Origin of the sequence: Sulfurovum sp., from assembly GCA_020525365.1 — a bacterium.
GTDB lineage: Bacteria > Campylobacterota > Campylobacteria > Campylobacterales > Sulfurovaceae > Sulfurovum.
The window spans coordinates 489616-515656 of record JAIZOF010000001.1 but is presented as its reverse complement, the minus strand read 5'-3'; the positions used below and the strand labels follow the sequence as shown (position 1 = coordinate 515656).

At 37.2% G+C, this 26041-nt stretch carries 25 protein-coding genes; 3 read left to right on the top strand and 22 right to left on the bottom strand.

Features of this window, described 5'->3' with window-relative positions; all coding sequences use genetic code 11:
- The first annotated feature begins 47 nt into the window (after positions 1 to 47).
- Positions 48 to 971: a tRNA (adenosine(37)-N6)-dimethylallyltransferase MiaA gene (gene miaA / locus LGB01_02605; GenBank protein ID MCB4753107.1), complete on the top strand. Its 924-nt coding sequence runs from the start codon at positions 48 to 50 to the stop codon at positions 969 to 971.
- A 33-nt stretch (positions 972 to 1004) separates the two neighbouring features.
- Here the strand turns inward: miaA and nuoN are convergent, their stop codons facing one another.
- The 15 genes from nuoN to LGB01_02530 are packed head-to-tail and all read right to left on the bottom strand — an operon-like array spanning position 1005 to position 18571.
- On the bottom strand, positions 1005 to 2495 hold the full coding sequence (gene nuoN, locus LGB01_02600) for an NADH-quinone oxidoreductase subunit NuoN (protein ID MCB4753106.1): 1491 nt from the start codon (positions 2493 to 2495) through the stop codon (positions 1005 to 1007).
- The gene (locus LGB01_02595) at positions 2495 to 4030 is read right to left on the bottom strand and encodes an NADH-quinone oxidoreductase subunit M (protein ID MCB4753105.1); all 1536 of its coding nucleotides are present in this window, start codon (positions 4028 to 4030) and stop codon (positions 2495 to 2497) included. Before LGB01_02595 ends, nuoN begins: the two co-directional genes overlap by 1 nt.
- 10 nt (positions 4031 to 4040) lie before the next feature.
- On the bottom strand, positions 4041 to 5960 hold the full coding sequence (gene nuoL / locus LGB01_02590; protein ID MCB4753104.1) for an NADH-quinone oxidoreductase subunit L: 1920 nt from the start codon (positions 5958 to 5960) through the stop codon (positions 4041 to 4043).
- A gap of 2 nt (positions 5961 to 5962) precedes the next feature.
- Positions 5963 to 6265: an NADH-quinone oxidoreductase subunit NuoK gene (gene nuoK / locus LGB01_02585; GenBank protein ID MCB4753103.1), complete on the bottom strand. Its 303-nt coding sequence runs from the start codon at positions 6263 to 6265 to the stop codon at positions 5963 to 5965.
- On the bottom strand, positions 6262 to 6825 hold the full coding sequence (locus LGB01_02580; GenBank protein MCB4753102.1) for an NADH-quinone oxidoreductase subunit J: 564 nt from the start codon (positions 6823 to 6825) through the stop codon (positions 6262 to 6264). Before LGB01_02580 ends, nuoK begins: the two co-directional genes overlap by 4 nt.
- 10 nt (positions 6826 to 6835) lie before the next feature.
- A complete protein-coding gene (gene nuoI / locus LGB01_02575; protein MCB4753101.1) occupies positions 6836 to 7459 on the bottom strand; it encodes an NADH-quinone oxidoreductase subunit NuoI in 624 nt (207 codons plus the stop codon).
- Between the two features lie 9 nt (positions 7460 to 7468).
- Complete coding sequence (nuoH, locus tag LGB01_02570; protein MCB4753100.1) at positions 7469 to 8521, bottom strand: NADH-quinone oxidoreductase subunit NuoH; 1053 nt, start codon at positions 8519 to 8521, stop codon at positions 7469 to 7471.
- A gap of 2 nt (positions 8522 to 8523) precedes the next feature.
- On the bottom strand, positions 8524 to 11001 hold the full coding sequence (locus LGB01_02565; protein MCB4753099.1) for an NADH-quinone oxidoreductase subunit G: 2478 nt from the start codon (positions 10999 to 11001) through the stop codon (positions 8524 to 8526).
- Entirely contained in the window at positions 10994 to 13282 is a 2289-nt protein-coding gene (locus LGB01_02560; protein ID MCB4753098.1) for a (2Fe-2S)-binding protein, read from the bottom strand. The genes LGB01_02565 and LGB01_02560 overlap by 8 nt, the downstream gene beginning before the upstream one ends.
- A 19-nt stretch (positions 13283 to 13301) precedes the next feature.
- Positions 13302 to 15311, bottom strand: a complete 2010-nt coding sequence (locus LGB01_02555) for an FAD-dependent oxidoreductase (protein ID MCB4753097.1) — start codon at positions 15309 to 15311, stop codon at positions 13302 to 13304.
- A gap of 1 nt (position 15312) precedes the next feature.
- Positions 15313 to 15645, bottom strand: coding sequence for an NADH-ubiquinone oxidoreductase subunit E family protein (locus LGB01_02550; protein MCB4753096.1), 333 nt, complete (start codon positions 15643 to 15645; stop codon positions 15313 to 15315).
- A gap of 8 nt (positions 15646 to 15653) precedes the next feature.
- Positions 15654 to 16883, bottom strand: coding sequence for an NADH dehydrogenase (quinone) subunit D (gene nuoD / locus LGB01_02545; GenBank protein ID MCB4753095.1), 1230 nt, complete (start codon positions 16881 to 16883; stop codon positions 15654 to 15656).
- A gap of 13 nt (positions 16884 to 16896) precedes the next feature.
- Positions 16897 to 17682 (bottom strand): NADH-quinone oxidoreductase subunit C, encoded by a 786-nt coding sequence (locus LGB01_02540; protein MCB4753094.1) that lies wholly within the window; start codon positions 17680 to 17682, stop codon positions 16897 to 16899.
- Entirely contained in the window at positions 17682 to 18200 is a 519-nt protein-coding gene (locus LGB01_02535; protein ID MCB4753093.1) for an NADH-quinone oxidoreductase subunit B, read from the bottom strand. Before LGB01_02535 ends, LGB01_02540 begins: the two co-directional genes overlap by 1 nt.
- Positions 18182 to 18571 (bottom strand): NAD(P)H-quinone oxidoreductase subunit 3, encoded by a 390-nt coding sequence (locus tag LGB01_02530; GenBank protein ID MCB4753092.1) that lies wholly within the window; start codon positions 18569 to 18571, stop codon positions 18182 to 18184. Before LGB01_02530 ends, LGB01_02535 begins: the two co-directional genes overlap by 19 nt.
- Positions 18572 to 18763: 192 nt before the next feature.
- Between LGB01_02530 and LGB01_02525 the strand changes: the two genes are divergently transcribed.
- Positions 18764 to 19168, top strand: a complete 405-nt coding sequence (locus tag LGB01_02525; protein MCB4753091.1) for a rhodanese-like domain-containing protein — start codon at positions 18764 to 18766, stop codon at positions 19166 to 19168.
- Positions 19169 to 19265: 97 nt separating this feature from the next.
- Here the strand turns inward: LGB01_02525 and LGB01_02520 are convergent, their stop codons facing one another.
- The 4 genes from LGB01_02520 to LGB01_02505 all read right to left on the bottom strand — a co-directional run bounded on the left by LGB01_02520 (position 19266) and on the right by LGB01_02505 (position 23434).
- Entirely contained in the window at positions 19266 to 19664 is a 399-nt protein-coding gene (locus tag LGB01_02520; protein ID MCB4753090.1) for a hypothetical protein, read from the bottom strand.
- Between the two features lie 271 nt (positions 19665 to 19935).
- Positions 19936 to 20694, bottom strand: coding sequence for a fibrobacter succinogenes major paralogous domain-containing protein (locus LGB01_02515; GenBank protein MCB4753089.1), 759 nt, complete (start codon positions 20692 to 20694; stop codon positions 19936 to 19938).
- Between the two features lie 1504 nt (positions 20695 to 22198).
- The gene (locus tag LGB01_02510) at positions 22199 to 22687 is read right to left on the bottom strand and encodes a DUF1566 domain-containing protein (GenBank protein ID MCB4753088.1); all 489 of its coding nucleotides are present in this window, start codon (positions 22685 to 22687) and stop codon (positions 22199 to 22201) included.
- Between the two features lie 102 nt (positions 22688 to 22789).
- Positions 22790 to 23434 (bottom strand): DUF1566 domain-containing protein, encoded by a 645-nt coding sequence (locus tag LGB01_02505; protein ID MCB4753087.1) that lies wholly within the window; start codon positions 23432 to 23434, stop codon positions 22790 to 22792.
- 461 nt (positions 23435 to 23895) lie between these two features.
- Between LGB01_02505 and smpB the strand changes: the two genes are divergently transcribed.
- The gene (gene smpB / locus LGB01_02500) at positions 23896 to 24357 is read left to right on the top strand and encodes an SsrA-binding protein SmpB (protein MCB4753086.1); all 462 of its coding nucleotides are present in this window, start codon (positions 23896 to 23898) and stop codon (positions 24355 to 24357) included.
- A gap of 7 nt (positions 24358 to 24364) precedes the next feature.
- On the opposite strand, the gene LGB01_02495 is transcribed toward smpB, so the two are convergent.
- The 3 genes from LGB01_02495 to trmD form a co-directional block, all read right to left on the bottom strand.
- Positions 24365 to 24799, bottom strand: coding sequence for a hypothetical protein (locus LGB01_02495; protein ID MCB4753085.1), 435 nt, complete (start codon positions 24797 to 24799; stop codon positions 24365 to 24367).
- 196 nt (positions 24800 to 24995) lie between these two features.
- Positions 24996 to 25355 (bottom strand): 50S ribosomal protein L19, encoded by a 360-nt coding sequence (gene rplS, locus LGB01_02490; GenBank protein MCB4753084.1) that lies wholly within the window; start codon positions 25353 to 25355, stop codon positions 24996 to 24998.
- Positions 25345 to 26040 (bottom strand): tRNA (guanosine(37)-N1)-methyltransferase TrmD, encoded by a 696-nt coding sequence (trmD, locus tag LGB01_02485; protein MCB4753083.1) that lies wholly within the window; start codon positions 26038 to 26040, stop codon positions 25345 to 25347. Before trmD ends, rplS begins: the two co-directional genes overlap by 11 nt.
- Position 26041 lies beyond the last annotated feature (1 nt).

Here is a 26041-nt window from a genome sequence, read left to right as displayed (position 1 = left end):
ACACTTTTCAGACTTAACCCTTAGCAGTAACTTGTTATGATTATATTATGTTAGGCTTCAAACAATTGGCACTTATTGGCTCCACTGCTTCAGGAAAAACTACACTAGCTGTTAAAATAGCACATGCACATAATGCCTATATTCTTTCTCTTGATTCGCTATCAGTATACAAAGAGGTTAATATTGTCTCCGCTAAACCAACACAGGATGTACAGAAAGGAATTAAACATTTTGGTATTGATCACCTCTTCCCAAATGAAGCCTTTGATGTTACCATATTTATTAAGCTCTACAAAGATGTGCACAAATTGTGTCAAGAGAAGAACAAAAATCTTATTATTGTGGGAGGAACAAGTTTTTACCTTAAAATACTTCTTGAAGGAATATCTAAACGCCCTCTACTTTCAAACACACAAGCAAAAGAGATCCGCATGCACATGAAAAATCCAATGGCAGTCTATGAAATGCTAGCAAAGTGTGATCCTTTGTATATGAAAAGGATAGAACCAAAGGATACCTATCGTATCACAAAGGCATTAGAAGTTTACCTCGCCACAGGCAAGATACCGAGTGTCTATTTTAAAGCTAATCCTCCAAAACCAATTATTGCAGAACCATTGCCTCTTTATGAAATCGTATGGAAGCGTGATATGCTTAGAAAACGCATTGAACAACGTACAAAACAGATGATACAAGAAGGGCTCATTGATGAAGTTTTTTCATTAGAAAAGAAGTATACTCGTGCACCTAACTGTATGAAAGCCATTGGCATTAAAGAGACTCTTGCTTATCTTGATGGTATTTATAACAAAGTAGCACTTATGGACAAAATTATGATTAACACAGGAAGACTGGCAAAACGTCAAGAGACTTTCAACCGTTCACAATTTAACAAGGCAATACGCAGAAACCCAGAAGAACTAGAAATATTATTGCTAGATCATCCATTTAAAGGGTTCAGAGAAAAGTAAAGTATTCAGCAGTAGATGCTGAGTACTTGTATATTAATATCCTGAAGCAGAAATCATATAGTAGAGGTACGATACCAATGGTTGTACGTAGAAGATAGCTGCAATTGTTGCTATTGCTGCAAATCCAATAACTACCATAAGTGGGCGTGAAAGGTTATAGTAAACCGTATCAACATCTTTTACTGAATCTTTGAGGAACATATAGACTACCAACTTAAGGTAGTAATATGCTGCTATTGCTGAGTTGAGTCCCATAACAACTGCAAGCCAAATATATCCAGCATTGACCGTTGCCTGCATAACATAAATCTTACCCCAAAAGACAGAGAATGGTGGTACTCCTGCCAATGAGAGCATAAACAGTGCCATAATCACTGCACCCATAGGCATAATTTGAATTAGACCAGAAAACTTCTCATATGGATGATCGTAACGTGTATTAAATCTTCTAGCTTTATGACGAGAAATCCACAGCATTGCAAATGCACCAAGATTAGTAAACATAAAGAGTGCATAGTAAAAGAAGATACTAGTTGTTGCTTCGGTTGTATTAAGTGCTAATGCTGCCATGATAAATCCAGCATGAGAAATTGATGAATAAGCAAGCATACGTTTGACATCTTCTTGCACAAGTGCCATAACATTTGTAATTGTCATAGTAACTACAGCAAGTACCAAAATCATAGTACGAACCCATTCCACACCAAGATCAAGATACATTCCAAATATTCTGATTGCTACTACAAATGATGCAATCTTTGGTACAATGGACATATATCCAGCTAACGGCGCAGAAGCACCTTCATAGACATCTGGTGCCCAAGTATGAAATGGAAAGAGCGATAACTTAAATGCTAGTGCTGCCATTAGCAATACAGAAGAACCAAAAATCAACATCATGGTGTCTGGTTCATTGAGCCGTACTGAAAGTACCTTTACAACTTGATAAAGCTCTACCGAACCAGTCAATGCATATATAACTGCCGAACCCATTGCAAAAAAACCTACTGCCAATGCACCCATTGTGAAGTACTTAACTGCTGCCTCATAGGAGTTGCTCCTATTGTGTAGTGCAATCAACGTATAGAGTGAAAGTGATGCTGTTTCGAGACCTACAAAAATTAAAATTAAATTATCACTTGCCACCATAAACTGAAGACCTGCTACCATAAAAAGGAAAAGTGCAAAAAACTCTGGGTAAGAGTACTCATGAAAACGCTTAGATGTTAATGCAAGTGGTGTAAACAGAATAGATGCCACAATAATTAGTAATTGTGATATGATAGAAATACCATCTATGAGCATTACATCAAAAAAACCACGTTCATTGATATTAAGACCAATAGTTACACCAAAATCAACCATAAGGATTAAGATTGTCAACATAACATAAAGTGACTTGTGTAACTTTTCATTAATCAAATCAAGTATCAAAATCGCTAAGCCACCTGCAATAGCAAGCAGCATTGGTGCTAGGGCAACAAGGTTTAAACTCTCCAAGCTTACTTTAATTGGTTCTAACATTATTTTACCCCCCCTGCATTAATCACTAACTTTGGCACTCTAATAATATCCTTTGCCTCACTTGTGATTGCTTTTTCATTCATGAAAACTAACATTGCATTAACTGACTTATTGATTGGGTCAAGGACTGGCTTAGGGTAAACCCCCAGCCAAATTACTATTGCCACAAGTGGTACAAGCGACCATATTTCTTTTGGTGTAAGGTCTATTAATTTTTGATTCTCCTTTTTAGTTACAGGACCAAAAAAACTCTTTTTAAAGACTGCTAGCATATAGACCGAACCAATAATAATTGATGTGCCAGCAAATATTGTCATAATTGGAGAAATTTGATAGAAACCAAGTAGTACCAAAAACTCTCCAACAAATCCAATTGTCAATGGCAAACCAACTGATGCCATCAGCATAATCCCAAAAATGACAGCATATTTAGGCATGACTGCCGCAAGTCCACCAAACTCACTCATCAATTTTGTATGTCTTCGGTCATAGATAACACCAACAAGCATAAAAAGTGCCCCTGAAACAATACCATGCGAAAGCATCTGGAAAATAGAACCACCAATACCCTCAGCATTCATAGCAAAAATACCAATCATAATAATACCCATATGCGAAACAGATGAATAGGCAACAACCTGCTTCATATCTTTTTGTGCATAGGCAACCATTGCAGTATAAATGATCATAATAATTGAGAGTACTGCAATTGGTGTAATCATCATCACGGATGCGTCAGGAAGTATTGGTAGAGAAAATCTTACAAATCCATAAGTACCCATCTTCAATAAAACTGCAGCAAGAATGACTGAGCCGATAGTTGGTGCCTGACCATGTGCATAGGGAAGCCATGTATGAAACGGAAACATTGGTACCTTAATAGCAAACCCAAGAAAAAATGCCACAAAGAGCCATAGCTGATAATCTATAGGTAATACCAATGCATACCAATCAGTAATTGCAAAGCTCCATATACCAGTCAAGCTATGGTAGACATATGCAACAAAAAGCATACCAACTAGCATAATTAAAGATCCCATAAAGGTATAGAGGAAAAATTTGATTGCAGCATAAATACGTAGTGGGCCTCCCCATGCACCAACAATGTAGAACATTGGTACCAGCGATAACTCCCAAAAAAGATAAAAAATAATTGCATCAAGCGCCATGAAAACACCAATCATGGTCATCTCAAGAAAGAGAAGTGTGATAACCATATTTTTCATATTTTTCTCTATGGTCATACTAATCATACCAATCATGGTCATGAGTGTTGTCATAAGAACAATAAAGAGAGAAATACCATCTACTCCAAGATAATAATTTACTCCAAGGTTAGGGATCAATGGAATCATTTCAACGAACTGCATACCTGCATCATTAGCATCAAAACTAAACCAAAGCCATAAAGAGAGTAGAAACTCAATTATAGCAACAGTGATACCATAGACTCTTGCACTATTTTTATCTACAACAAATCCAAGCAATCCTGCAATTGCTGGGAAAAATATTAATACACTTAAAATACTATCCATTTGGCTCTCCTTAACCTAGCACTACAACAGAGATTGTTGCAGCAACTAGCAGTAATACGGCACCCACAGCCATCCAATTTAGATAGTTAGAGAGATTACCTGTTTGCATTTTTCTTGAACTATCGCCTGTCTTGTAAAGGAACTTTGCAATCCCATCAACTGTTGTATCAACAATTTTAAGATCAATCTTATTCCACATCATATCAGAGATCATTGCGTAAGGCTTGGTAATAAACTCTTCATAGATATTTGGAATATAGTACTGATTAGCAAGTAATTTATAGTACCAACTTTGCTCAAGTATATCATCTCTCTTAAGCTCCTTATAGTACTTTTTATATGCCAATACAATACCACCTACAGCAAATATCAATACAATAAATCCAAGAATCCATGCAATATGATGTGTATGCTCACTCATATGATATTCTGGAAGTAATTTTGTTACAAAATGTTCAAATTTATTCATTCCAAAACCGGCCACCACTGCAAGAATTGCAAGTGGAGACATAGCAATCAACACATAACCATACATCTCATGTGGATGATGCTTCCCATCTTTAAAGTAATTAATTTCTTCAGGATATCGTTCATTTCCTTTAAAGGTCAAGAATACCTGTCTAAAACTATAGAATGCTGTCATTCCTGCAGTAATTACAAGGATTGCCCAAAGTACAATTGTTCCTTCATTCCATGCAGTTTCGATAATTGCATCTTTAGAAAAGAAGCCTGCAAAAAATGGAATACCTGCCAAGGCCAATGATGCTACACCCATATAAATATAGGACCACTTCATCACACGTTTTAATCCACCCATCTTGAAGATATCAAGTTCATCGTGCATCGCATGCATAACATTACCTGCACCAAGAAAGAGAAGGGCTTTAAAGAAAGCATGTGCTGCAAGATGAAAAAGTGCAATCCAGTAGGCACCAAGACCTGCTGCTGCAAACATATAGCCAAGTTGTGAAAGGGTCGAAAAGGCAATAATGCGTTTTAAGTCCCTATTAACCAGTGCCATGGATGCTGCAAAAAATGCAACAAAAGTTCCCAGTGCTGCGATAAAATAGCTCACTTCTGGTGTCATACCAAAGATAGGGTTGGCACGAATAACCAAAAAGACTCCCGCAGTTACCATTGTTGCTGCATGAATCAGTGCCGAAACAGGTGTAGGACCTTCCATTGCATCTGTCAGCCATGTATGCAATGGAAACTGTGCTGATTTCCCCATTGCTCCAATGAAAAGTGCGATTGCTACTGCATTAAGTACTGTACCACTTAGTTCAGGTACTGTTGAAAAAACTACATTATATTGCAAGCTTCCAACATTCCAATAAATAATAAAAAGACCAATTAACATTCCAAGGTCAGCAATACGATTCATGATGAATGCTTCATTCGCTGCCCAAGAAGGAGAGATGGATGGATTCTCTTCTCTTGTCTGGTCAGGCTTATGGTACCAAAAACCAACCAGCAACCAAGAACAGACACCAACACCTTCCCAGCCAATAAAGAGTCCTGCAAAGTTATCACTCATAACAAGAACCATCATAGAGAAAACAAATGCAGATAGGTATGAGAAGAAGCGGTTAAAACTCTTATCATGATCCATATATCCAATAGAGTATATATGAACAATGGTTGAGACCAGTGTAACAACTGTCATCATAGTGACAGAGACCTGATCAATCATAAAACCAAATGGAATATGAAGATCACCTGCACTAATCCAGTCCATCATTGTTACATGCACACCTTTACCTGTCTGAAAAACATATAGTGCCAGCATAGCAGATGCCAAAAATGAGATACCAATCAAAGCTGAACCAATGATTCCAACAAATATCCTTCTCTCACTCATTCCAAATAGTGCTGCAAAGAGTGATCCTACAAATGGAGCAAATAGTGCTATATATATTAAATTTTCCATACTTATCCCCTCATTGTTGCAAGATCATCAAGATCAAGACTACCGTGCTTCTTATAAAGTACAATCAGAATACCAAGACCTACTGCCACTTCACTCGCTGCAATAGCAATAATAAAGAATGCAAACATTTGACCTGTTAAATCATTGTAGTAGTATGAAATTGCCGCAAATGCAATATTAACCGCATTAAGCATAACCTCAGTTGCAAAAAAGAGCATTAGTAAGTTTCTTCTCCTAAGCACACCCATTAACCCAACTGAGAAAAGAATTGCCGATACGACAAGGTAGTGTGATAGACCTATCATTTTGTATCCTTTTGTGTCAAGATTTCATCATCTACACTTATGTCTTTTGTTAAACTCTGATCCATTTTCTTACCTGCGAGAATAATGCCAGCAATCATTGCCACAAGCAACATCACTGCAGCTACTTCAAATGGCACAAGGTACTTTGTAAAAAGTACAATACCCACATCCTGTGCATTACCCACACTCTCATGTATTGGATAGAGTGCATGGATAGCTTCAGAATGAATTGGTCCTATAAACATTAGTACCAACACTAGTGCACTAAGTCCCCCAAGAAGAAAGACGAGTGATCCGGATGTATTTTTCTCATTAATATCTTTGGTTGCATCAAAAAACATCATAGCAAACGAGTAGAGTGCCATCACTGCACCAACATAAACAATCAGCTGTACAACACCAAGAAAATCTGCCCCCAAAATAAAGAAGAATCCAGAAATAAGTACCATACCTGCTGCCAATGATGTCATTGCATATAGTACATTCTTGCTCATTACAGTGACGAGGAAGAGTCCTATTGTTAAAACCGAAAATAGATAAAAAGCTATTGTTTCATGCATCTTCTCTCCTTTAATACGCTAATGGCGTTTTCTTAATATTCTCATCTGCATCAGGTGTGATGGCACCAAAACCATCATACTCCTGTTGTAAATTGAGCTTATCAATTGGTGTAAGCATATCTTCAAAGAGAGAGAAACTTGCTCTCTGCTCTGATGCTGTCTCATAACGGGGTCCATGCACAATCGCTAACTCTGGACATACTTCTGCACAGTATCCACAAAAGATACAACGCCCAAAATTAATAGTGTATTCACTCACTTCTTTGCGCTGGTTTTCGTCATATCGTGTATCCATCGTAATACAGTTAGAGATACAAATCTTTTCACATAAACCACAACCAATACACCGATAGTGACCACTTTCAAGTAATCTTAGCATATCATGTATTGCTCTGTATCTTGGTGATATTGGTAGCTTCTCAAATGGATACTTTACGGTATGCATCTGCCCTTTAAAAAGTGCGTTAATCATCTCTCTCATCGTTATCCAAAGCCCCACAAAGAGTTCTCCCTTGAAGGTTCTTTTAATAACCTGCTGAAACTGTGCCATTCCTGTTACCGGTGTCTCTCCAAGATCAAGAAGTACATACTCCTGTTGTCCAATATTTCTATTTTTAAATTGTTCTAATCCCATAACTACTCCTTATACCACCATCACTATACCAGTGATAACTACATTGATTACCGCTATTGGCATTAATACCTTCCAGCAAAGCCACATCAGTTGATCAGGTCTAATATGAGGCCACGATGCCCTTACCCACAACATAAGGAAGAAGAAGAAACCAATTTTTAGAATGATTGTTAGCCACCCAATACCACCTTCACTGTATCCACCAAGAAATACTATTGCAGCAATAATAGAGATGGTGATCATGTTTGCATATTCACCAATAAAAAACATCCCCCATCGCATACCAGAATACTCTGTCGCATAACCAGAAATAATCTCTGCCTCATTTTCAAGCAAATCAAATGGTGTCCTATTTGTTTCTGCAAATCCTGCAATAAGAAAAAGTACAAATGCAACCGGTTGTTGCCAAATAAGCCAGTGGCTAATCCCACCTGCTTGTGCATTATTAAAGTCAACAAAAGAGAGTGAGCCCACTAACATAATTGGTGCAAGAATAGAAAGCCCTGTTACTACCTCATAGGAGAGAAACTGTATTGCTGTACGTGCTGCACCAATGATACCCCATTTGTTTGCCTGCGACATACCAGCAAGCAGTGGGCCATAAAGTCCTGCTGCCATCATACCAAGTACAAATAAGATACCAATATTTAAATCTGATGCAATAGAAGGAACAAATGTCCCACCTAAAACAGGAATCTGTTCAGGGATTGTGAAGTCAGGAAATACTGGTACTGCTGCTAATGCAATAAATGCTGTTGCTGCAGTAATAATTGGTGCAACCATAAAGATAAACTTATTGGCATTCTGCGGCACAATATCCTCTTTGGTAAATAACTTAATACCATCAGCAATGAGCTGAAGCAATCCATAGGGTCCAACATGCATTGGTCCAAGTCTTCGTTGCATAAATGCCAATACCTTTCTTTCAAGGTAAGTACCAAATCCTGCAATTGCAGAGATGACAGCCAAAATAATGACAGCCTTAATCCATACGCCCACCACTGTTACTTCAGGTAAGTGTGTAACAAATGTCTCTACATTTGTATATGTTGTTGCTTTCATAATTATACCTTTCTCATTGTTACTTTCTGATATCGTGAATTACCAAAGAGGCTATAGACATCTTCTGCACTCTTGAAATCAGAGAGTGCTGCAATATCACCTGTCATACGGTCATCTACAATCACATCAACCGTAATACTCCTGCCATCAAAGTCAATCTCAACCTTTTTACCCAACTCTTTTGCCTTTTCAGAAGATACATAGAGTCCAAAAGCTTCAAAAATCTGGTGTGCCTTATTGCTAAAGTCATTAAACTGTCTCTGTGGATTACAGCGATAGATAATCTCACCTTCGAGTACTTCATTCTCATCAAAATTTTTAACTTCAATCTCTTCTACTTTGCAAGCAATATTCTCAAGCATATACCCCCTATTCTCGGTACCATTGTTGAGATATCCATTTGGCAAATCATCAAATTTAGTTTTCTTGAAACCCTTTTGCATTGGTAGTTTTTCTGTCCAATCAACTGTAAAATTGGGTGCACCTACCAAAACTTTCATTAAGTCATTAAGATTATATCCTTTGTATTCTAATGCGGCATTAGTTGGCGTAACACGTTTATGCATGTTAGTCAGCGTTCCCTCTTGCTGGTTCATTGCTGGCATATCAAGGTCACCATCTCCAAGTGCAGAGAGTTTAAAATCACCATTTTCATTATATCCAACGGTATAACCTGTGGCTTCATTGTCAAGGTCGCAAATAAGTGCAACACCCAAAGAATTTGTCTTTGGTGGAATCATTGCAATATGTATAGGAGAGGTCTGCTCAATAAGTGCAATAAGTCTAGCAATATTCTCTGCCTTTGGATGAAAGTATAGATCCTCTCCAATAATCATAGAAAATGTTTCTTTTTTCTTCATCATCTTCTTAAAAGTCTCAGTAAAACTATTACTATCACCACCAAGCAAATCAATCAAACCATTCTTTTCTATAGTAATCTCTTTTTCTATTACTTCAGAAGCCTTATTTTTAACCTCCTTCTCTTCACCAGTTTCTTCATCAATAACAGTCTGGATAACCTCTTTTATTACCGTCTCTTTAACTGTCTTAGTTATAGTAGATTTGAAACTATCAATATATTCCTTCACATTAGTAGGTAGTTGCTTTTTATCTGAGAAAAGATCAAGTATCAAATAAAGTGCTGCCTCTTCTAAACCTACTTTATGCGTAAAAACCTCTACACTCTTTCCAAAGGTTGGCACTAATGTATCGCCTACTGGATGAAAGTAGAGCCCTGCACCCTTGTTAAGCTTTTGAACATTATTGAATGCATAACGTGCATTGGGGTTATCATTACGCAATGACGCACCAATGCTAATAACAAAATCTGTTGCCATCACCTGCTTAAAGTCATAGCTATAAAGTGAGTGTCCGGCTACTATACTGTATGCACCAAGAAATTTTTGAAAAGCATATGCATCAGGGTTGACAAGCTTAACCCCCATCTTCTCTTTTAGTGTCTGGAGCATCAATGCTTCTTCATTGGTAATAACAGAGTTAAAGCGGATAGTATCTGCTTTTTTAAGTGCTTCAATTGCCCTATTGAAAGCTACTTCATCTTTACCATCTACATAATTCTCAAAGTCATAACCATAGCGTCCTGCACCACAAAGAGAGACATAATTCCATTCATTTGTAACACGATAAATCTTCTCGCTTCTGTCAAAGACTGAGGTATGCTTTGTCTCATAGTAAATCTGGCAACCTGATGAGCAGTGCGCACAAGTTGCAGGTACACGGTTTAGCTCCCAAGCATTGGAGGCATAAACAAAATCTCTTCCCGTCAATGCACCAACTGGACAAACTGCTGTACACTCACCACAGTCTGAACAGTCAGTAAAATCTGTACCATTACTTGGTGCAATGATTGATTTTTGAAGTTTATTCCACATTGCATAAGCATCTTTTGGCATTGTTTCTTTGTAACCCTTATCGAGTACTTCTCCACCTCTTTTGGTTGTACTAATTGCTGTATCACCAATCATATCCTTACAAACGGTTGTACATCTTTCACAGACAATACACAATCCTGCATCATAGTGAAGTACTGAACTCCAATTCTTAGTCTCTCTTTTGGTATCAGGGATAGCATAGCTTTGAGAGTCCACTGCCAGTTCAAGGGTATAGTTCTGAAGTTCACATTCACCAGACTTGTCACAGACGCCACACTGAAGTGGGTGGTTCACATCATAAACCTCCATAATCGCACGGCGCTCTTCAAGGATATTTGGTGTATCAACCGTGATCTCCATATCCTCCTTAACTTTGGCATTACAAGCATAGACCTGCTTGCCATCCACCTCTACCAAACACAGACGACATGCCAATGTAGGGCTACATCGTGTCAAATAACAAATAGCAGGAATGAAAACATTGTTTGCACGTGCGGCATTGAGAATATATTCGCCCTCTTTTGCCTGATATATCTTACCATCAATAGTAATGGTAACCATACTCTCTACTGTTTTTACTTCACTCATGATCATTTCCTATATTCTCGTTATTGACTTTTTCAAAAATCAGCCGACTAAACCTGTAAGAGGATAGCAAAGATGCACTTAATTCCATATCAAATGTCGGATTGAGTGCAATAGTTCCCTTCATGGATGTATCGATCTTAAACATACGTTTAAATTGTATACCATCCACCTCAAAGGTGATAAGATCACCATCATGCAACTTAGTTATAGTTGCAAACTGTGGTGATCCAGAGAGGACTGGCTCATCCATTAAAAGTGGTGACTTTGCTGTAAACGGAGAAAATTGGTTAACTGGGTCACACCTATAGATTACCGCACCATCATAAGCCTCAAGTTCCTTAACCTCTTCAAGTGTACACTTTACCGACACCTCCTGAGGCTTGAGAAGATAACCACGATGTTCCATTCCCACAGCATCAAAGTAATCTGGTAATGCATCAAAGTCAATACCACTAAATCCTTTCTCTTCGGGAAGTTGTGGTGTATAATCAATTGTATATTCTGCATGCAATCCTAGTGCATTGGCAATATCATTCAGAACATATCCACCATAAGGAAGTGCCACATTCATTGGTACGACACACTTGTCCACTGTTACCAGTGTTCCCTCCTGCTGGTTAAGTGCAGGCATATCAAGATCACCATTTCCCAAAGCAGAGAGTGTAAAGTCACCTCTAACATTGTAGCCAACCGTGTACCCCTCTGTCGTATCATCAAGATCACAGATAAGAGAGATACCCATTGCATTACTTGGGGGTGGTACACAAATTACATTAAAGCCTGCATATTGCTCAAGTAATGCAATCCATTTGGCAATCTGCTCTGCTCTAGGATGAGTATAGAGATCATTTCCGACCACCAGTGAAAAACTATGTTTGTTAAGTAGTGATTTTTTGAGTGTCTCAAACTCCTCTTCTCCAATATTACTCTCTGCAGAAAGGTTTCCAATATCAAGAGCATTTAATGTAGTACTAAGTGTCTTGGTTAATTCTATATCACTTAATAGTGTATGTAATAGTAATGCTACTACTCCCTCTTCGCTGCCTACTTCATACTTAATAAATTGTGTAACAATATTTTGAATCTCACTGTCTTCCATAGAATGCATGTAGACTACTCTTGCTTGGTGCCATTTACTTGCCATATTGATATGATATTTGACCACTGGAGAGTCACTATTAATACGACTCCCAAGCACAATAATTCCCTGTGAACTAGAAAGCTCCTTAAGGCTACCACCATAAAGATGCTTTCCTGTCATCTTGGCATAAGAAGCCATAAACTTCTGGTAAGCTCTTGCCTCATGCGAAATAAGCTTGAAACCATACTTCTCTTTAAGTTTCTGAAGAATTAGTGCCTCTTCATTGCTAATCTGACTACCAAATATAATACTTCTAGCCTTTTTAAATGCCTCGATAGCTTTTGCAAAGGCTTTTTTGTCTTTTATAACATCCTCATTAGCATAATCAAAACCAAAACGCCCTGCACCACATAGATTACTAAATTCATACTCATTTGTCACACGATATATCTTGTCATTACGTACCTCATAATACATTTGACAACCACTACCACAATGTGGGCAAGCACTTGGAATTTTATTCATTTCCCATGCATTTGCTGTGTACTTAAAGTGTGTTTGTGTTAATGCACCAACTGGACAAACTGCTGCTGCTTCACCTAAAGAAGCATAGTGTTTCTCTTTTTTAACATTGATAATTTCTGAAGAGTAACCACCAAATTTTACCTTAAGAGCTTCATCACCTGTAATTTCTGTAGAGACCCGTACACACTTCTCACACATAATACAAAGTGCTGGGTCATAAGAGACATGCCCCCAATCCTCAACCGGTCTGTGCTGATCACGTGTGGTAAAATGTTGTTGATTAACATCAAACTCCATTGTCTTGTTCTGAAGATCACATTCACCACTCTTATCGCATACACCACACTCAAGAGGGTGATTTACATTATAGAGTTTCATAATATTTTGTCGCTCCTGATAGAGCTCTTTGTTGTTGGTTGTGACCACAGCACCATCAACTGCTTTCTCTTGACAAGAAAGAATCATCCCCTCAACATCTTTGACATTAACTACACACATACGGCATGATGCAATTGGCTGTACTTTAGTCAAATAACACATTGTTGGAATATAAATATCATTCTCTCGTGCAATTTCAAGGATTGTCTTACCAAAAATACTTTTACACTTTTTACCATCAATCGTAATAGTAATTGGTTTTCCCGTATTCATCGAATTATGTATACTGTTGCTCATCTTATACCGCCCTTCCCTATCACACTGCTACCATAGAGATATAGTAACAACGCATACAGCGCTCTGCTTCAGCAATTGCCTCTTCTCCAGTGAAACCAAGGTTAACCTCTTTATTATTATGCTTACGCTCATCTACTTCAAGTTTTTCACTAACTGCACGTGGTAATCCTGGCATCCAGCCTGTAATCTTCTCATTCTTGTCATAAACCTTGAGCTTATTGAGGTGATCTTCCATAATCTCATCATCCATCAAAGAAACTTTTTTATCATAAATATAGCGACTAATCACTGATGCAGCGCGTCGTGCCTGTCCAACTGCATTCACAATAGTCATTGGTCCATATTCACAATCACCTGCAGCAAAAAGACCCGGATATGAACTCATAAAATCACGTCCATTGGTTAATATGGTATTCCATGATGTTAATTCAATATTCCACTCTTCAGGTAGAATCTGAAGATCTGCTGCTTGTGAGACTGCTGGAATCAGATAGTCGCACTCAATCTCAAAATCCTCCCCTTCCATCTTAATAAGCTGAGGTCTGCCACCATCAGGATCGGGTACAAGTTCAAAGCGGTTAACCTTAAGTTTAGTAATTTTCTCACCATCATCAAATATCTCTTCAATTGCAGAGTGAAAGATGAACTCAACACCTTCTTCAACAGCTTCATGATACTCTTCATACGTTGTATTTCGAATAATTGTCTTCTCATCACGCCTATAGAGCATAATTACTTTCTTTGCGCCTTCACGAATGGCACAGCGTACCACATCCATAGAGGTAAACCCTCCACCAACACAAACAATAATTTTGTCTTTAAGTTCATTAGATACAGAAGAACCAATACCATACTTACTCCAAAGGTTAACCTTATCAAGCATAGCAATTGCACCCCAATAACCTTTCATTTTTGGATTCTCATTTGTTGCACGTACTTTCTTAGATAAACGTGTACCAAAAGCAAGTAGTGTTGCATCATATTCAGTATCAATTTCTTTAAGACGATTTGCATCAACGCGATGATTATTGTGAATATGGACTGTTGGTAAATCAAGTACTAGTTGAATATCTTTATTATACTTGTCAATAGGCATACGGTACTCTGGTACACCTACTGCAACTTCTCCTCCATTAACCGGAAGCTCTTCAAAAATATCAACGTGAATACCTTGAATACCAAGATAATATGCTGCAGTCAGTCCTGCAGGTCCTGCACCAATAATTGCTACTTTTTTCCCATCATTTCTTGGGGGTTGCACTTCAAATGGATGTTGCCATGATAATGCATGATCTGTTTCATAATCGGCCCCAAGACGCTTAAGTTCCATAATAGAAATTGGCTCATCAAGGTTTGTACGTCGACAAGCATCTTCACATGGGTGCGGACAAACACGTCCACAGGTGTGTGCCAAAGGCATTGTCTGGCGTGTTGCAACAAGTGAATCAGTAAAAATCATATCACGCACACCTTCAATATAAGCAGGAATATCTACATGTGCTGGACACATATCGGTACATGGTGCTGTTATCTTGGCAATATAGGAGGTATCTCCACCATAATGCCTAGAGGGTTGCTGCATATTAATACAAGTATCAAATTGATCCTTATAATGCTCCATCAAGTCAAGAATAGGTTTTGGAACCGTCTTTCCAATCTCACATTTAGAAGTAGTCATCATAGTCTTAGATATCTCTTTGAGGTGAGCAATATCGTCATGTGCTCCTTCACCACGTGCAATTTTATCAAGCAAATCATATAAAATACGTCCACCCCACCGACCAGGTGCACAGCGTCCACATGCTTCGGAGTACTCTTGATATTGTGCCGCATATTGTGAAGCAAGCTCAACTGCATCAATATCTTCATTAAAGATTGCAACACCGTCCCATCCGATAAAAGCCTTAGACTTTATATCACCATCATAAGTTTCAGGTAATTTAAATTTAGATTCACTCCACTCATTGGGTGATTTACTACGATTATCAATAAATTCATCCCTCCAAGTAGAGAATATTATACGTGACATTTTATTTAGCCTTTTCTTCTGCCAAAGCAATCTTTTCGGTTACTTTTCTTTCTGCTTCAATGCATGCTTCTTCCACTTTTTTGGCTCTTTCTCTACGTATCTCTTCATCAACCTTTTTGACAACAATTGTCCAGTCTACTTCATTAAACTTTAAGGAATTCATTAAATCATGACCTAATTCTTTAATAAAATCTGCAGACTTCTGAATATGGGAAAAATCACCAACTTCAAAAAGAAAGATACCAACCTCACCAACCTTAAGACCCTGATCAATTAGTTCTGCCATTCTATTATAGAAGTTATCATGTAAATGTCTTAAATCATATCTTTTCATCGTTACTCCTATCTATCAACTTCACCGAATACGATATTGGTAGAACCAATAATCGTAACGACATCTGCAATATATGTACCTACAAGAATATTTTGAAGTAATCCCGTATGGAAAAAGCTTGGTGCCCTACACTTTAGGCGATAGGCATATGGCTCACCCTCTGATTTTATATAAAAACCTAGTTCTCCTTTGGGCGATTCGGTTGGTACATAAACCTCGCCTTTAGGTGGTCTCATCCCTTGCGTAACCAAAACAAAGTGTTGCATTAGTGCATAGTTCTGAGTCATAATCTCTTCTTTTGGTGCAGAGATATACTGTGGTGCATGTGCCATCAGTTCAGAGGGACTATCTTTGTATATTGATACAAGCTGTCTAAGGATACGGGTAGATTGACAAATCTCTTCCATATAAAGCTTATATCGCCCATAAGAATCACATCTATCAGAAACGGGAATATCAAAATCAAGCTCACCATAGAGTTCATACGGCTCTTCTTTACGGATATCATACTTAACCCCGGAGCCTCTAAGCATTGGACCGGTACATCCCCAATTGAGTGCATCTTCTGCAGAGATTACCCCGACATTCTCCAGACGCATCTTCCAAATACGGTTCTCCGTTAGAAGTGCCTCGTAAGTATTCTTCACTTCATGGTCAACCTTGTCACACCATGCAATCATATTCTCAATAAAACCTTCAGGAAGGTCAAGAGGTACACCCCCAATACGTACCGCAGAATGTGTTAAGCGTGCACCACAGTAGTCTTCCATGAGATCCATGGCAAACTCTCTTTCACGAAAGGCATAAAGAAAGACTGACATGGCACCAACATCAAGTGCATGTGTTGCAATAAAGAAAAGATGGGAGATAATACGATTAATCTCCAACAGTATTGTACGAATTGCCTGTGCACGACGTGGTGCTTCAATGCCAAGTAGCTTTTCCACTGCCAATGCATACGCATAGTTATTAGAAGTTGCCGCAATATAATCCAAACGATCTGTTGTTGGTAGAAACTCATTATAGGTCATATTCTCGGCCATCTTTTCAATACCTCTATGAAGATACCCAATATCTGGATAAGCTTTGACCACCTGTTCACCATCAAGCTCAAGAACCAATCTCAGCTGTCCATGAGCAGAAGGGTGCTGAGGACCGAAGTTGATTACCATCGTATTGTCATCACGCTCAAAATTGAGATTTTCAAAGAATGGTGTTAATTTATTTGGTTGTTGCATACTCTACTCCCTCTTACTTTCTCTCATTGAGTTGTTTGCCAGACTTTTTACTATAATCGACAAGGATGGTTTTGCTGTACTCAATCTGTTGCTCTTTCTCGCCCTTGGATATATCCTCACCAAACGGTACTTCATAGCCAACTCTTGAAAAACGCTTAGTATCATAATGATCAATATGTGCAGGATCACGGTTTTCAGGCCCAATAATATTACGGTACTCTTTTCCAAAAATTTTATCAACCTCATACCATGAAGCAAACTCATCTCCGTGTAGTGGGTAAGTCTTAAGAAGTGGATGCCCTTCCCAATCATCAGGCATAATAATACGCTTAAGAAGTGGGTGATTATTAACTTTAATACCAAACATATCATACATCTCACGTTCTGCAAAATTTGCTGAGTTAAACAGTGGTACAATTGACTCTATTGCTTCACCTTGTTTAATACGACAGACAATACGTACACGCTTTGCTTCATCAATATTAAGGAACTGGTAGAAGAGCTCAAATTCATTATTCTGTGCAAGATAATCTACTGCACTCTGTTCTGAACATTGCGTATAACCACACTGTTTTTTAAGTGTCTTGATGGCTTTAAAATTCTCTTTGGCATCGATGTGAATCACCAGTTGTTCTGCTTCAACATATGACTCTTTAGCAAAAGTTTTCATAGCCTTCATTACTGTCTCAAAGTGTGTACCTTTTTCTACTGCCTCTCTAGGGACTCTTGGTGCAACCCAATATCTATCGGTATAGTAGGATTTTGCTTGTACATTATCTTTTGGTACATATTTTCTCATTATACTAACCTCAAGTTTTGTTTGATATTTTTTTTCATATTTGCAGACTCACGTCTAATTTTCTTCTGAAGCATCATAAGTGCATACTGAAGTGTCTCTGGTCTAGGCGCACATCCAGGTAGGTAAATATCAACTGGTACAATACGATCAACACCTTGTACGGTTGCATAAGTATTAAACATACCACCCGTGTTGGCACACGATCCCATGGAAATAACCCATTTTGGCTCTGTCATCTGATCATAAAGACGTCTTGCAAATTCCGCATGCTTCTTTGAGAGTGTCCCTGCAAGAATCATTACATCTGCTTGCCTTGGAGAAGCCCTAAAAATTGTACCCATACGGTCAAAGTCATAACGGGAAGCTCCTGATGCCATCATCTCAATCGCACAACATGCGAGTCCATAGGTTAATGGCCAAAGTGAGTTTGAACGTCCCCAGTTGACGAGTTTGTCTACCGAAGTTAGTGCTATTGGTAATCCAGCTGTACTGGTATAATTTACTTGATGCTGTGCCATTCAAGTGCTCCTTTCTTCCATGCATATACAAAACCAATTGCAAGTAGTAAAATAAATAGAATCATTTCTGCAAAACCAAACCATCCAAGTAACTTAAAATCAATCGCCCATGGAAACATAAAAATGATCTCCACATCAAATAAAATAAACAAAAGTGCAATCAAGTAGAACTGTGCTGATATAGTATTTGGTTGTTTGGTAACTTCAGGTCCACACTCGTAGATAGTAAGTTTAAGCTTCTCAGTATCGAGTTTGGCAAGTTTTCGACTAATGAGACGAGCCAAAAATAGTGTTGCCGTAAATGCAATTGATGTTAATGCAAATAGGATAAAAACACCGTAGTATGGATGTTGTGTAATTACATGAGTCATAGTAATCCCTTAGCTAAGTTTCATTCCCCTTTACCGGTATTGGTAAAGTATTCTCAGAATAGTACTTCTATCTTAACTAAAAGATGATTAAACTATTTGTACTACTTTGATATCATAAAATAATATCAATTACAACTGTAACTATGTGAAACAAAATAAAAATGATATAATAGTATTAAAAAAGAGAATAAAATGAAAAAAGCAATCGACTACTCTTATTATATTGCAATGATTGTACTGATAGTGTGGTTTGCCTACACAAAAGGATGGATATTTGCAAACTTTGAAAGCATCACTCCCAAACAAGCAATTACACTACTTGAAAAAGATAACAATATTATGCTTCTTGATGTCAGAACCATCCAAGAGTACAAAGGTGGTCACCTTCACAATGCTATACTCATCCCTCTTTCAAAGCTTGAAAAAAACCTAAATAAATTGGTACTCTACAAAAATAAAAAAATATTGGTGTACTGTAGAAGTGGCAGTCGTAGCATAACAGCTTCACGTATTTTGGAAAAGCATGGTTTTATACCAATAAACATTAAAGAGGGTATTGTAGGACTGATAGGTGCGGGAGTACAAATTATTAAATAATACCTATTAAGATGAGGCAATAGAAAGTCTTAGCTTACTAATTTCCACCAAAGTGGTGGAAATACATTAAGGGTTTATAGTTATGAAAATGTTGATATTATTTATCAAGTACTTTACAAAGTTCGATTACTTTTTTTAATCTTACTTTTTGTATGCCCATAGCAATTTTTTTACCTTCTGCTTCTTTCCCTGCCAAGATAAGTGGAACCAATTCTTCTTCACGTGTCTTTTTAAAAGCAGCCCAGTTTTTTACCATCTCTTTAAATTCTGCCTCTTTTCCTGCAGGTGCTTTCATGGTAGCAATTTTAGCACTAACAGCATTTGCTGTGTCTTTAACTAGTTTTTGTTGTGCGGCACCTCTTTTATCTTTATGCTTTACAAGTGTTACAAGTGTATCTCTTGCTTTCATTACTTTAGCATGCAAGTCAGCAAAGTCTCCTGCAAATAGGGAAGATGAAAATAAAGCTAAAGCTAAGATTGTAATAATTTTGTTCATGTGGTCTCCTTTGGTTAGTACGATTATTTAACGTAGTATTGTTATAGATAAGAACTACGAATTAAATTTATAACATAATGTGAGAATAGATAAATTGATTATAATCAATAAAATAAATAATATTCTTAAGTATTTATAATAGGTCTTCTCTTTAGGCAGATCATTTAAAGTGCATGAAATGACTATTTATAGAATACTTGAATATTGTCTATTGATGAAGAAAAAAGGGGAGGTAGAAAAGTAGATTATATTACTATCTACCTTCTAGTTTTTATTCTAAATATTTATTTTTAGCAATTTCATATGCTGTAGCACTATTTTTTCTAATGCAGCGGATAGATAATCCATATATAGGAAAACCTGGACGAAAATTTACACCTTTACCACTTGTGGTACGAAAATACCGAGCAAGTCTCCTTGTTTCATCAAACTCAGATGTCCAATAGTAACCACGTTCACCCATTTCTGTTAGACGTGCACCTTGGGCTTCTGCAACACGAATACCTGATGTTGGTAATTTTAATACCGAAGTATAGGCACCTTCGGTATCGTTACTTTTCCAAGTATGATATTCATTTTCCCACTCCTGCCTAGTTGGTACCCTAAATCCATTAGGGCATATACCTTTTCCATCAGTTTTCAATAGAAAAGCTGTTCTTTTTGATCCATTATCATCCACTCCATCAGCTACCCAATCACTATCTACTGCTCTTACAATAAAATTACTATTTGGGTTTTCTAGCGTTGTTGCTAGAACTGATGTTGTTTTTGATGTCTTGTCTTCATGGCCATCAGCTTTTCTGCCCCACTGAAAATAATCACCATAAGACAGTGTATCTGTAATAGATCTGGCTACTCTTGTAGCACCCAGATTTCTATCTAACCATACTTTATGTGTTGTGTTATTAATAACACATCCATATTTATTGCCATTGTATGTAGTTGAAAAATTAGCATCGCATACAGATTTACAGCCTACTAAAATTAATGATACAAATATCATTATTATTGAGAATGAGTTAAAATTCATAGATATTCTTCCTTCATCTATCAAAATAACTTACATACTTAACATAATCTATATTTAAGATTTTTTATATAAAGCATTTGTATGCTCAATACTATTTACCCTCAATAAACCTTAATAGCAATATATCATTATTTTTATTCTTTTTGATATCACTAAACCTTAAATCCCATACTTTTAGTGCCATCGAAACTACTGCCAAGTTCTTTTTCTTTACAGGAGTGACAAGCATTCAGCATGAGTTCACAGACGCATCCAACACTTCCCTGGGGCTGACCCGGCAATGTGGTGCTCCCTGCTGTGCTGGACTCTGCTACGTACCTGAGTGCGTAGTGGATTATGTGTTGTCATCCGCCACATCATCAGTGGCTGATGAAAACTTAACATTTACAGCTTGGGGACTCACGTAGTTTGTTGGTACGTGGTTTGAATTGATTTATTTGTGTCTGTTTCTTCATCATTTCTAACTCAGATCCCTAAACATTTTTTAGACATAGTTTATGCTCTAACATTTATATATATATATACTTTCTTCTGTCTTATTATACTGCCAAGAGAGAGAAAGAGATCTGCTGTGGCCAAACTCCTCACTTTTATTTGTCTGTTTTCTGTGTGTTTGTATTGTTTATCTTGTTCTTTGTCATGAACAGCAGCTGTTGTTTTGGTTGGGATATGGGGGTATTTTTTTCTCTATGGCACGAGAATGAAAAGCTGGAAAGCTTAGGACAGACAACTGTAGTAGCGCATGTACAAGTATAGGAAGAAACAAACTTTTGGTGAGGTTCACTACTTGAGATTAGAATTAAGGACTTTGTCAATAACATAAAGTGCCCATATCAGGTGTGCTTTGTAAATATGTGCCAGCTGGTTGAAGAGAATTCATCTTCCATTCATTATGAATTGCAGCAGCACTTAAAGCATAAGACTAAAGGTTGGGAGAATGAGTCACATCATATGAAATACAAAGAATTGTACATGACCTTCAAAATGGAAAGGACTGAGACTAGTGAGAGGAGGCTCACTGGTGAGATTTTGAGAGACTGGTGAGATTTTGCCATGCAGCTTTGTTCTTGTAAAGTGCAATGAATGAATGAAATTTATATATAGCGCATAAAAACTTCCACACAAACCTTGCGTGTTCACAGCGCCAGATACACACAGTGCATACATGTAAGCTCTCACAGAAGCTAAAACTACTGCAAAGGACATCTGTTGTACTTTACATTTTATCTATATTCTACAAAATATATAGAGTCACACCAAATCTACATGGGGTAGAGTAACATAAAAAGAATTAAAAAAAGTTAAGTACGATATTGTATTGGGGAAATTGATACTGTAATATTGAATATATCTATATGTCATCTGATTTTGATTAAATTAGGTATTATATATGAAAAATTGACTAGGGTAAAAAAGAGGATATGGAGCATGTAGGCGCATAACATTGAGTTATACGCCTAACGTCATAAATAGACCAAAAATTTGGCTCTATTTTTAGTTTTGATTAATTGCTTCTTACACAACGTACAAGGCTGGTACTATCATACTTAGGAACTGATATCATAGTATCACTTGTGGAAACTGTATAGAAATTAACCAACCATGCTCTTGATGTATTGCTCTCATCTGTTGTAGATGAAATTGTACCGAACATGTTAATGACTCTTCCAGCAGGATTTGGATCACTTTGTATAACTGCACCTTGAGTAAATGGTGCTACAAGTAAACCAGTAACATTGTTTTCTGTTGCTTTTGAAAAATCAAAGATAGAGTTAAGTTCATTGATATTAGGTAATCTCCAGTCACTCTTTCCAGCAAGCGTTAAATCTTCACAATACTGTATTGCGCCTGGAAAATCATTCGATGTTGTGTTGTTGTCTTGCCACTGAAGTCCAGTAATGGAATCAGTTACTACTGATGTACTAGCATCTCTACTCAAGCTAGCCCAAGTGCTAACAGTAAGTCCTACCATTATTAAAAGGATTGTTTTCATGTCTTATTACTCCTAATTTTTAAATATATTACGGCACCATTTATCCACTTTAGTATAAGTGGCATAAAATGGGCTTATTCTCTATAGCCTAAAAACAACTACTTACAGTAGTTGTGCTTTTGCTTTTGCTGCTAATGACTTGTTTGTATCTCTCGCACAAGTTACACCACTTACATTGCTTGCCTCATTTCTACCAAAAGTTCCAGTATTGAAGTTTATATCCCATGTGTTACCATCCTCTGCTTGTGTCTGTGACCAAGCAGCTACAATGCCACCTACATTAGAAAAATTCGCAAAAGCAGATGGTATTTTTGGAGTAGTACCGTAGTTCATGATGCGTAACAGTTCCGTTATAGTAGGAAGTCTCCAGTCATCATATCCACCCAAACTAAGGTTTCTACAGTACTCTTCTGCCTGTGCATATGTTTTTCCAGAATTTCTACTAGAATCATTATTATCTTGCCACATCATCCCGAAAGTATCTTGGTCAACTACGATACCAGTATCATCATTTCTGGTATATGAAACTGCTACACCAGCCCTATAGTAACCATCATCTTTAAGCGTACCATCTGATACTACTGAACCATTAATATCATAACTCACAGTCTGACCTGTCTTTTTAAGTTGACCCAAAACAATTGGTGTTGTATTAATATCATCAGCCTTATCATCATCGCCACCACCACATGCACTAAGCACTACTGCTGCTGTTGCGACTGCTAACCATTGTGAATATCTCTTCATATTCTTCTCCTTGTAATTTATGTTTTATTATCCGAGATCTCGAATATCAAGAGTCTAGATATTGCTATGCTCGCTAATGAACTTTTGCGCAATTGGATACACCCGTTAGGTTGCCCATGGCTTTATGCAAAAGCTCATGCCATGGAACGATACATAGTGCAACAGCCAAAAATCTTAATATTTCGGATGTCATATTATATTATTTTTAACTTATAATAAAATTAAAATAACCAGAGAAGAGTAGTGTTTTTTGTTTGGTTTTAAGGCATATCTCGCGCTATCAACGGTATAAATGATGGTTATTTAAACTATTTATATCATATTACTTTTAAATTAAATAAAATCAAAATAACCAGAAAAGAGTAGTGTTTCTTGTTTGGTTTTGAGGTATATTTTGTGTTATAATGGTATAAATGATGGTTACTTAACTATATATTAATCTTATAAATTAGGAAGATATATTGGCAATCAATATTGTAGCACAAAACAAAAAAGCCAGACACAATTATGAGATACGTGAAAAAATTGAAGCAGGAATCGTACTGCAAGGTAGTGAAGTCAAGGCATTACGTGCTAAACGTGCCAACCTTAATGATGCATTCTGTCGGTTTATTAAAGGGGAACTTTACCTCATGAATACCCATATTGCAGAGCTTGAGACTACCAACCGATATTTTTCAAGAGATAGCAGAACCCCACGAAAACTACTTCTGCATAAAAAAGAGCTTCTTAGGATTCATAATAATATACATAAGGATGGGTTAACCGTCGTACCGCTAATGCTCTACTTTAACGAACATAATTTTGCCAAGGTTAGCATTGCCGTTGCCAAAGGTAAGAAGTTACACGACAAACGTGCAGACCTTAAAGAGAAGACACTCAAGCGTGAAGCACAGGCTGCCATGAAGAACCGATCTTGTTAGACTCTTATTATTGGTAGCTCTCTAAAGACTTCAACCAGTCAATTGCCTGTGCAATCTTCCCATATAACCATACAAATTGTTCAGAATCCATTAGTTTATCTTCGGTTGTATGGAACATCCAAAGCGTAAGTACTGCAATGGGTATTTTAAACAGATAGTACATCAGTGCCTGAAGTAGATGTCCACTTAAAAAGAGTATGATTGTGTAGATACTTAGTATCTCTGCAGTACCCAACATGAGTATAAAAATAACCAATATAACTGTTGTATTATTGATATTATGAAGCCATGCCTTCACCTCCTGAAGTACCTTGTGTGAACGAATATCCTCATAGATAGGCTTGGCAACTGTCTCCCAAATAATCTCTTCTAAAAGAATGAAGGCAATGACTAAAATTAACTGCCATAAAGTAATCAATTTTTGCTTAAGTCTGTTGAACATACTTTTCTCCCTTTTAAATTTATCAGAGTGTATTATAGTAGATTAGTCATTCATTATTGATGATTAAAATATTTTTAAAAAGATAATATTACGATGGTTTTCTTTTATGGTTAAAAACTGTATAAAGAGGTAGCATCCATTTTGACAAATAGCTAAAATGGGTACCTTGGAAATAAAGTATATAAAACAGAGGGGGCTATTTTCTACGAAGCTCTTTAATACGAGCAGCTTTTCCCTTAAGGTCTCTCAAGTAGAACAACTTCGCACGTCTGACTCTACCTTTTCTAACTACTTCAATACTCTCGATAGATTCTGAGTAGAGAGGAAAGATTCTCTCAACACCAACAGAGTTTGCACCAATCTTTCTTACCATGAAAGTTCTTCCTGTCCCTTGTCCTCTAATGGCAATACAGAGACCTTCAAAGTTTTGCACTCTTGTCTTGTCACCCTCTTTGATTCTTACTGCGACTTTAACTGTATCGCCTGCTCTAAAATCGGGAATATTTTTACTTTCCGTCTGTATTTTTTCAAAATTCTCAATGTATTTATTTCTCATTTGCTATACCTTTTTTGTATAAATCTGGTCGGAAATACTTCGTTTTATATAAAGCCAACCCTCTTTTTAAGTCCGTGATTTTACTATGATTACCCTTTAAAAACTCTGAAATCACTTCACTATTTTCATAAATTGTTGGCTTCGTAAACGAAGGTGCTTCTAAAAAAGATGACTCAAAGCTCTCCATCTGTAAAGAGTTGCTGTTTCCAAGTACCCCTTCAACATTTCGGCTAATAGCATCACACAGTACCATACTTGCCAGTTCACCACCAGTTAAAATGTAATCTCCAATAGAAAAAACTTCATCGGCATAGTGCTCTATAACCCGCTCATCAATCCCTTCATAGCGACCACTTACCAATACAATATGTGCTTTTTTTGCCAAACGTTTTGCATCATTTTGTGTAAAACGTTTGGCAACAGGGGTCAAAAAAATAGTGTGTGCATAGGGTGAGTCTGCTTTAATGTGTTTAAGTGTATCGATAAGTGGCTGAGGGGTCATAAGCATACCAGCACCACCACCAATCATTGGAGCATCAACTTTTTTATGCCTATTGTGCGTAAAGTCTCTTGGGTTCTGGTAATGCATAGAAATTTTTTTCTCATCAATAGCACGACCAAGGATACTACTGGAGAAATAGCCACGTACCAGTTCTGGGAAAAGGGTTACAAACGTAAAATGCATC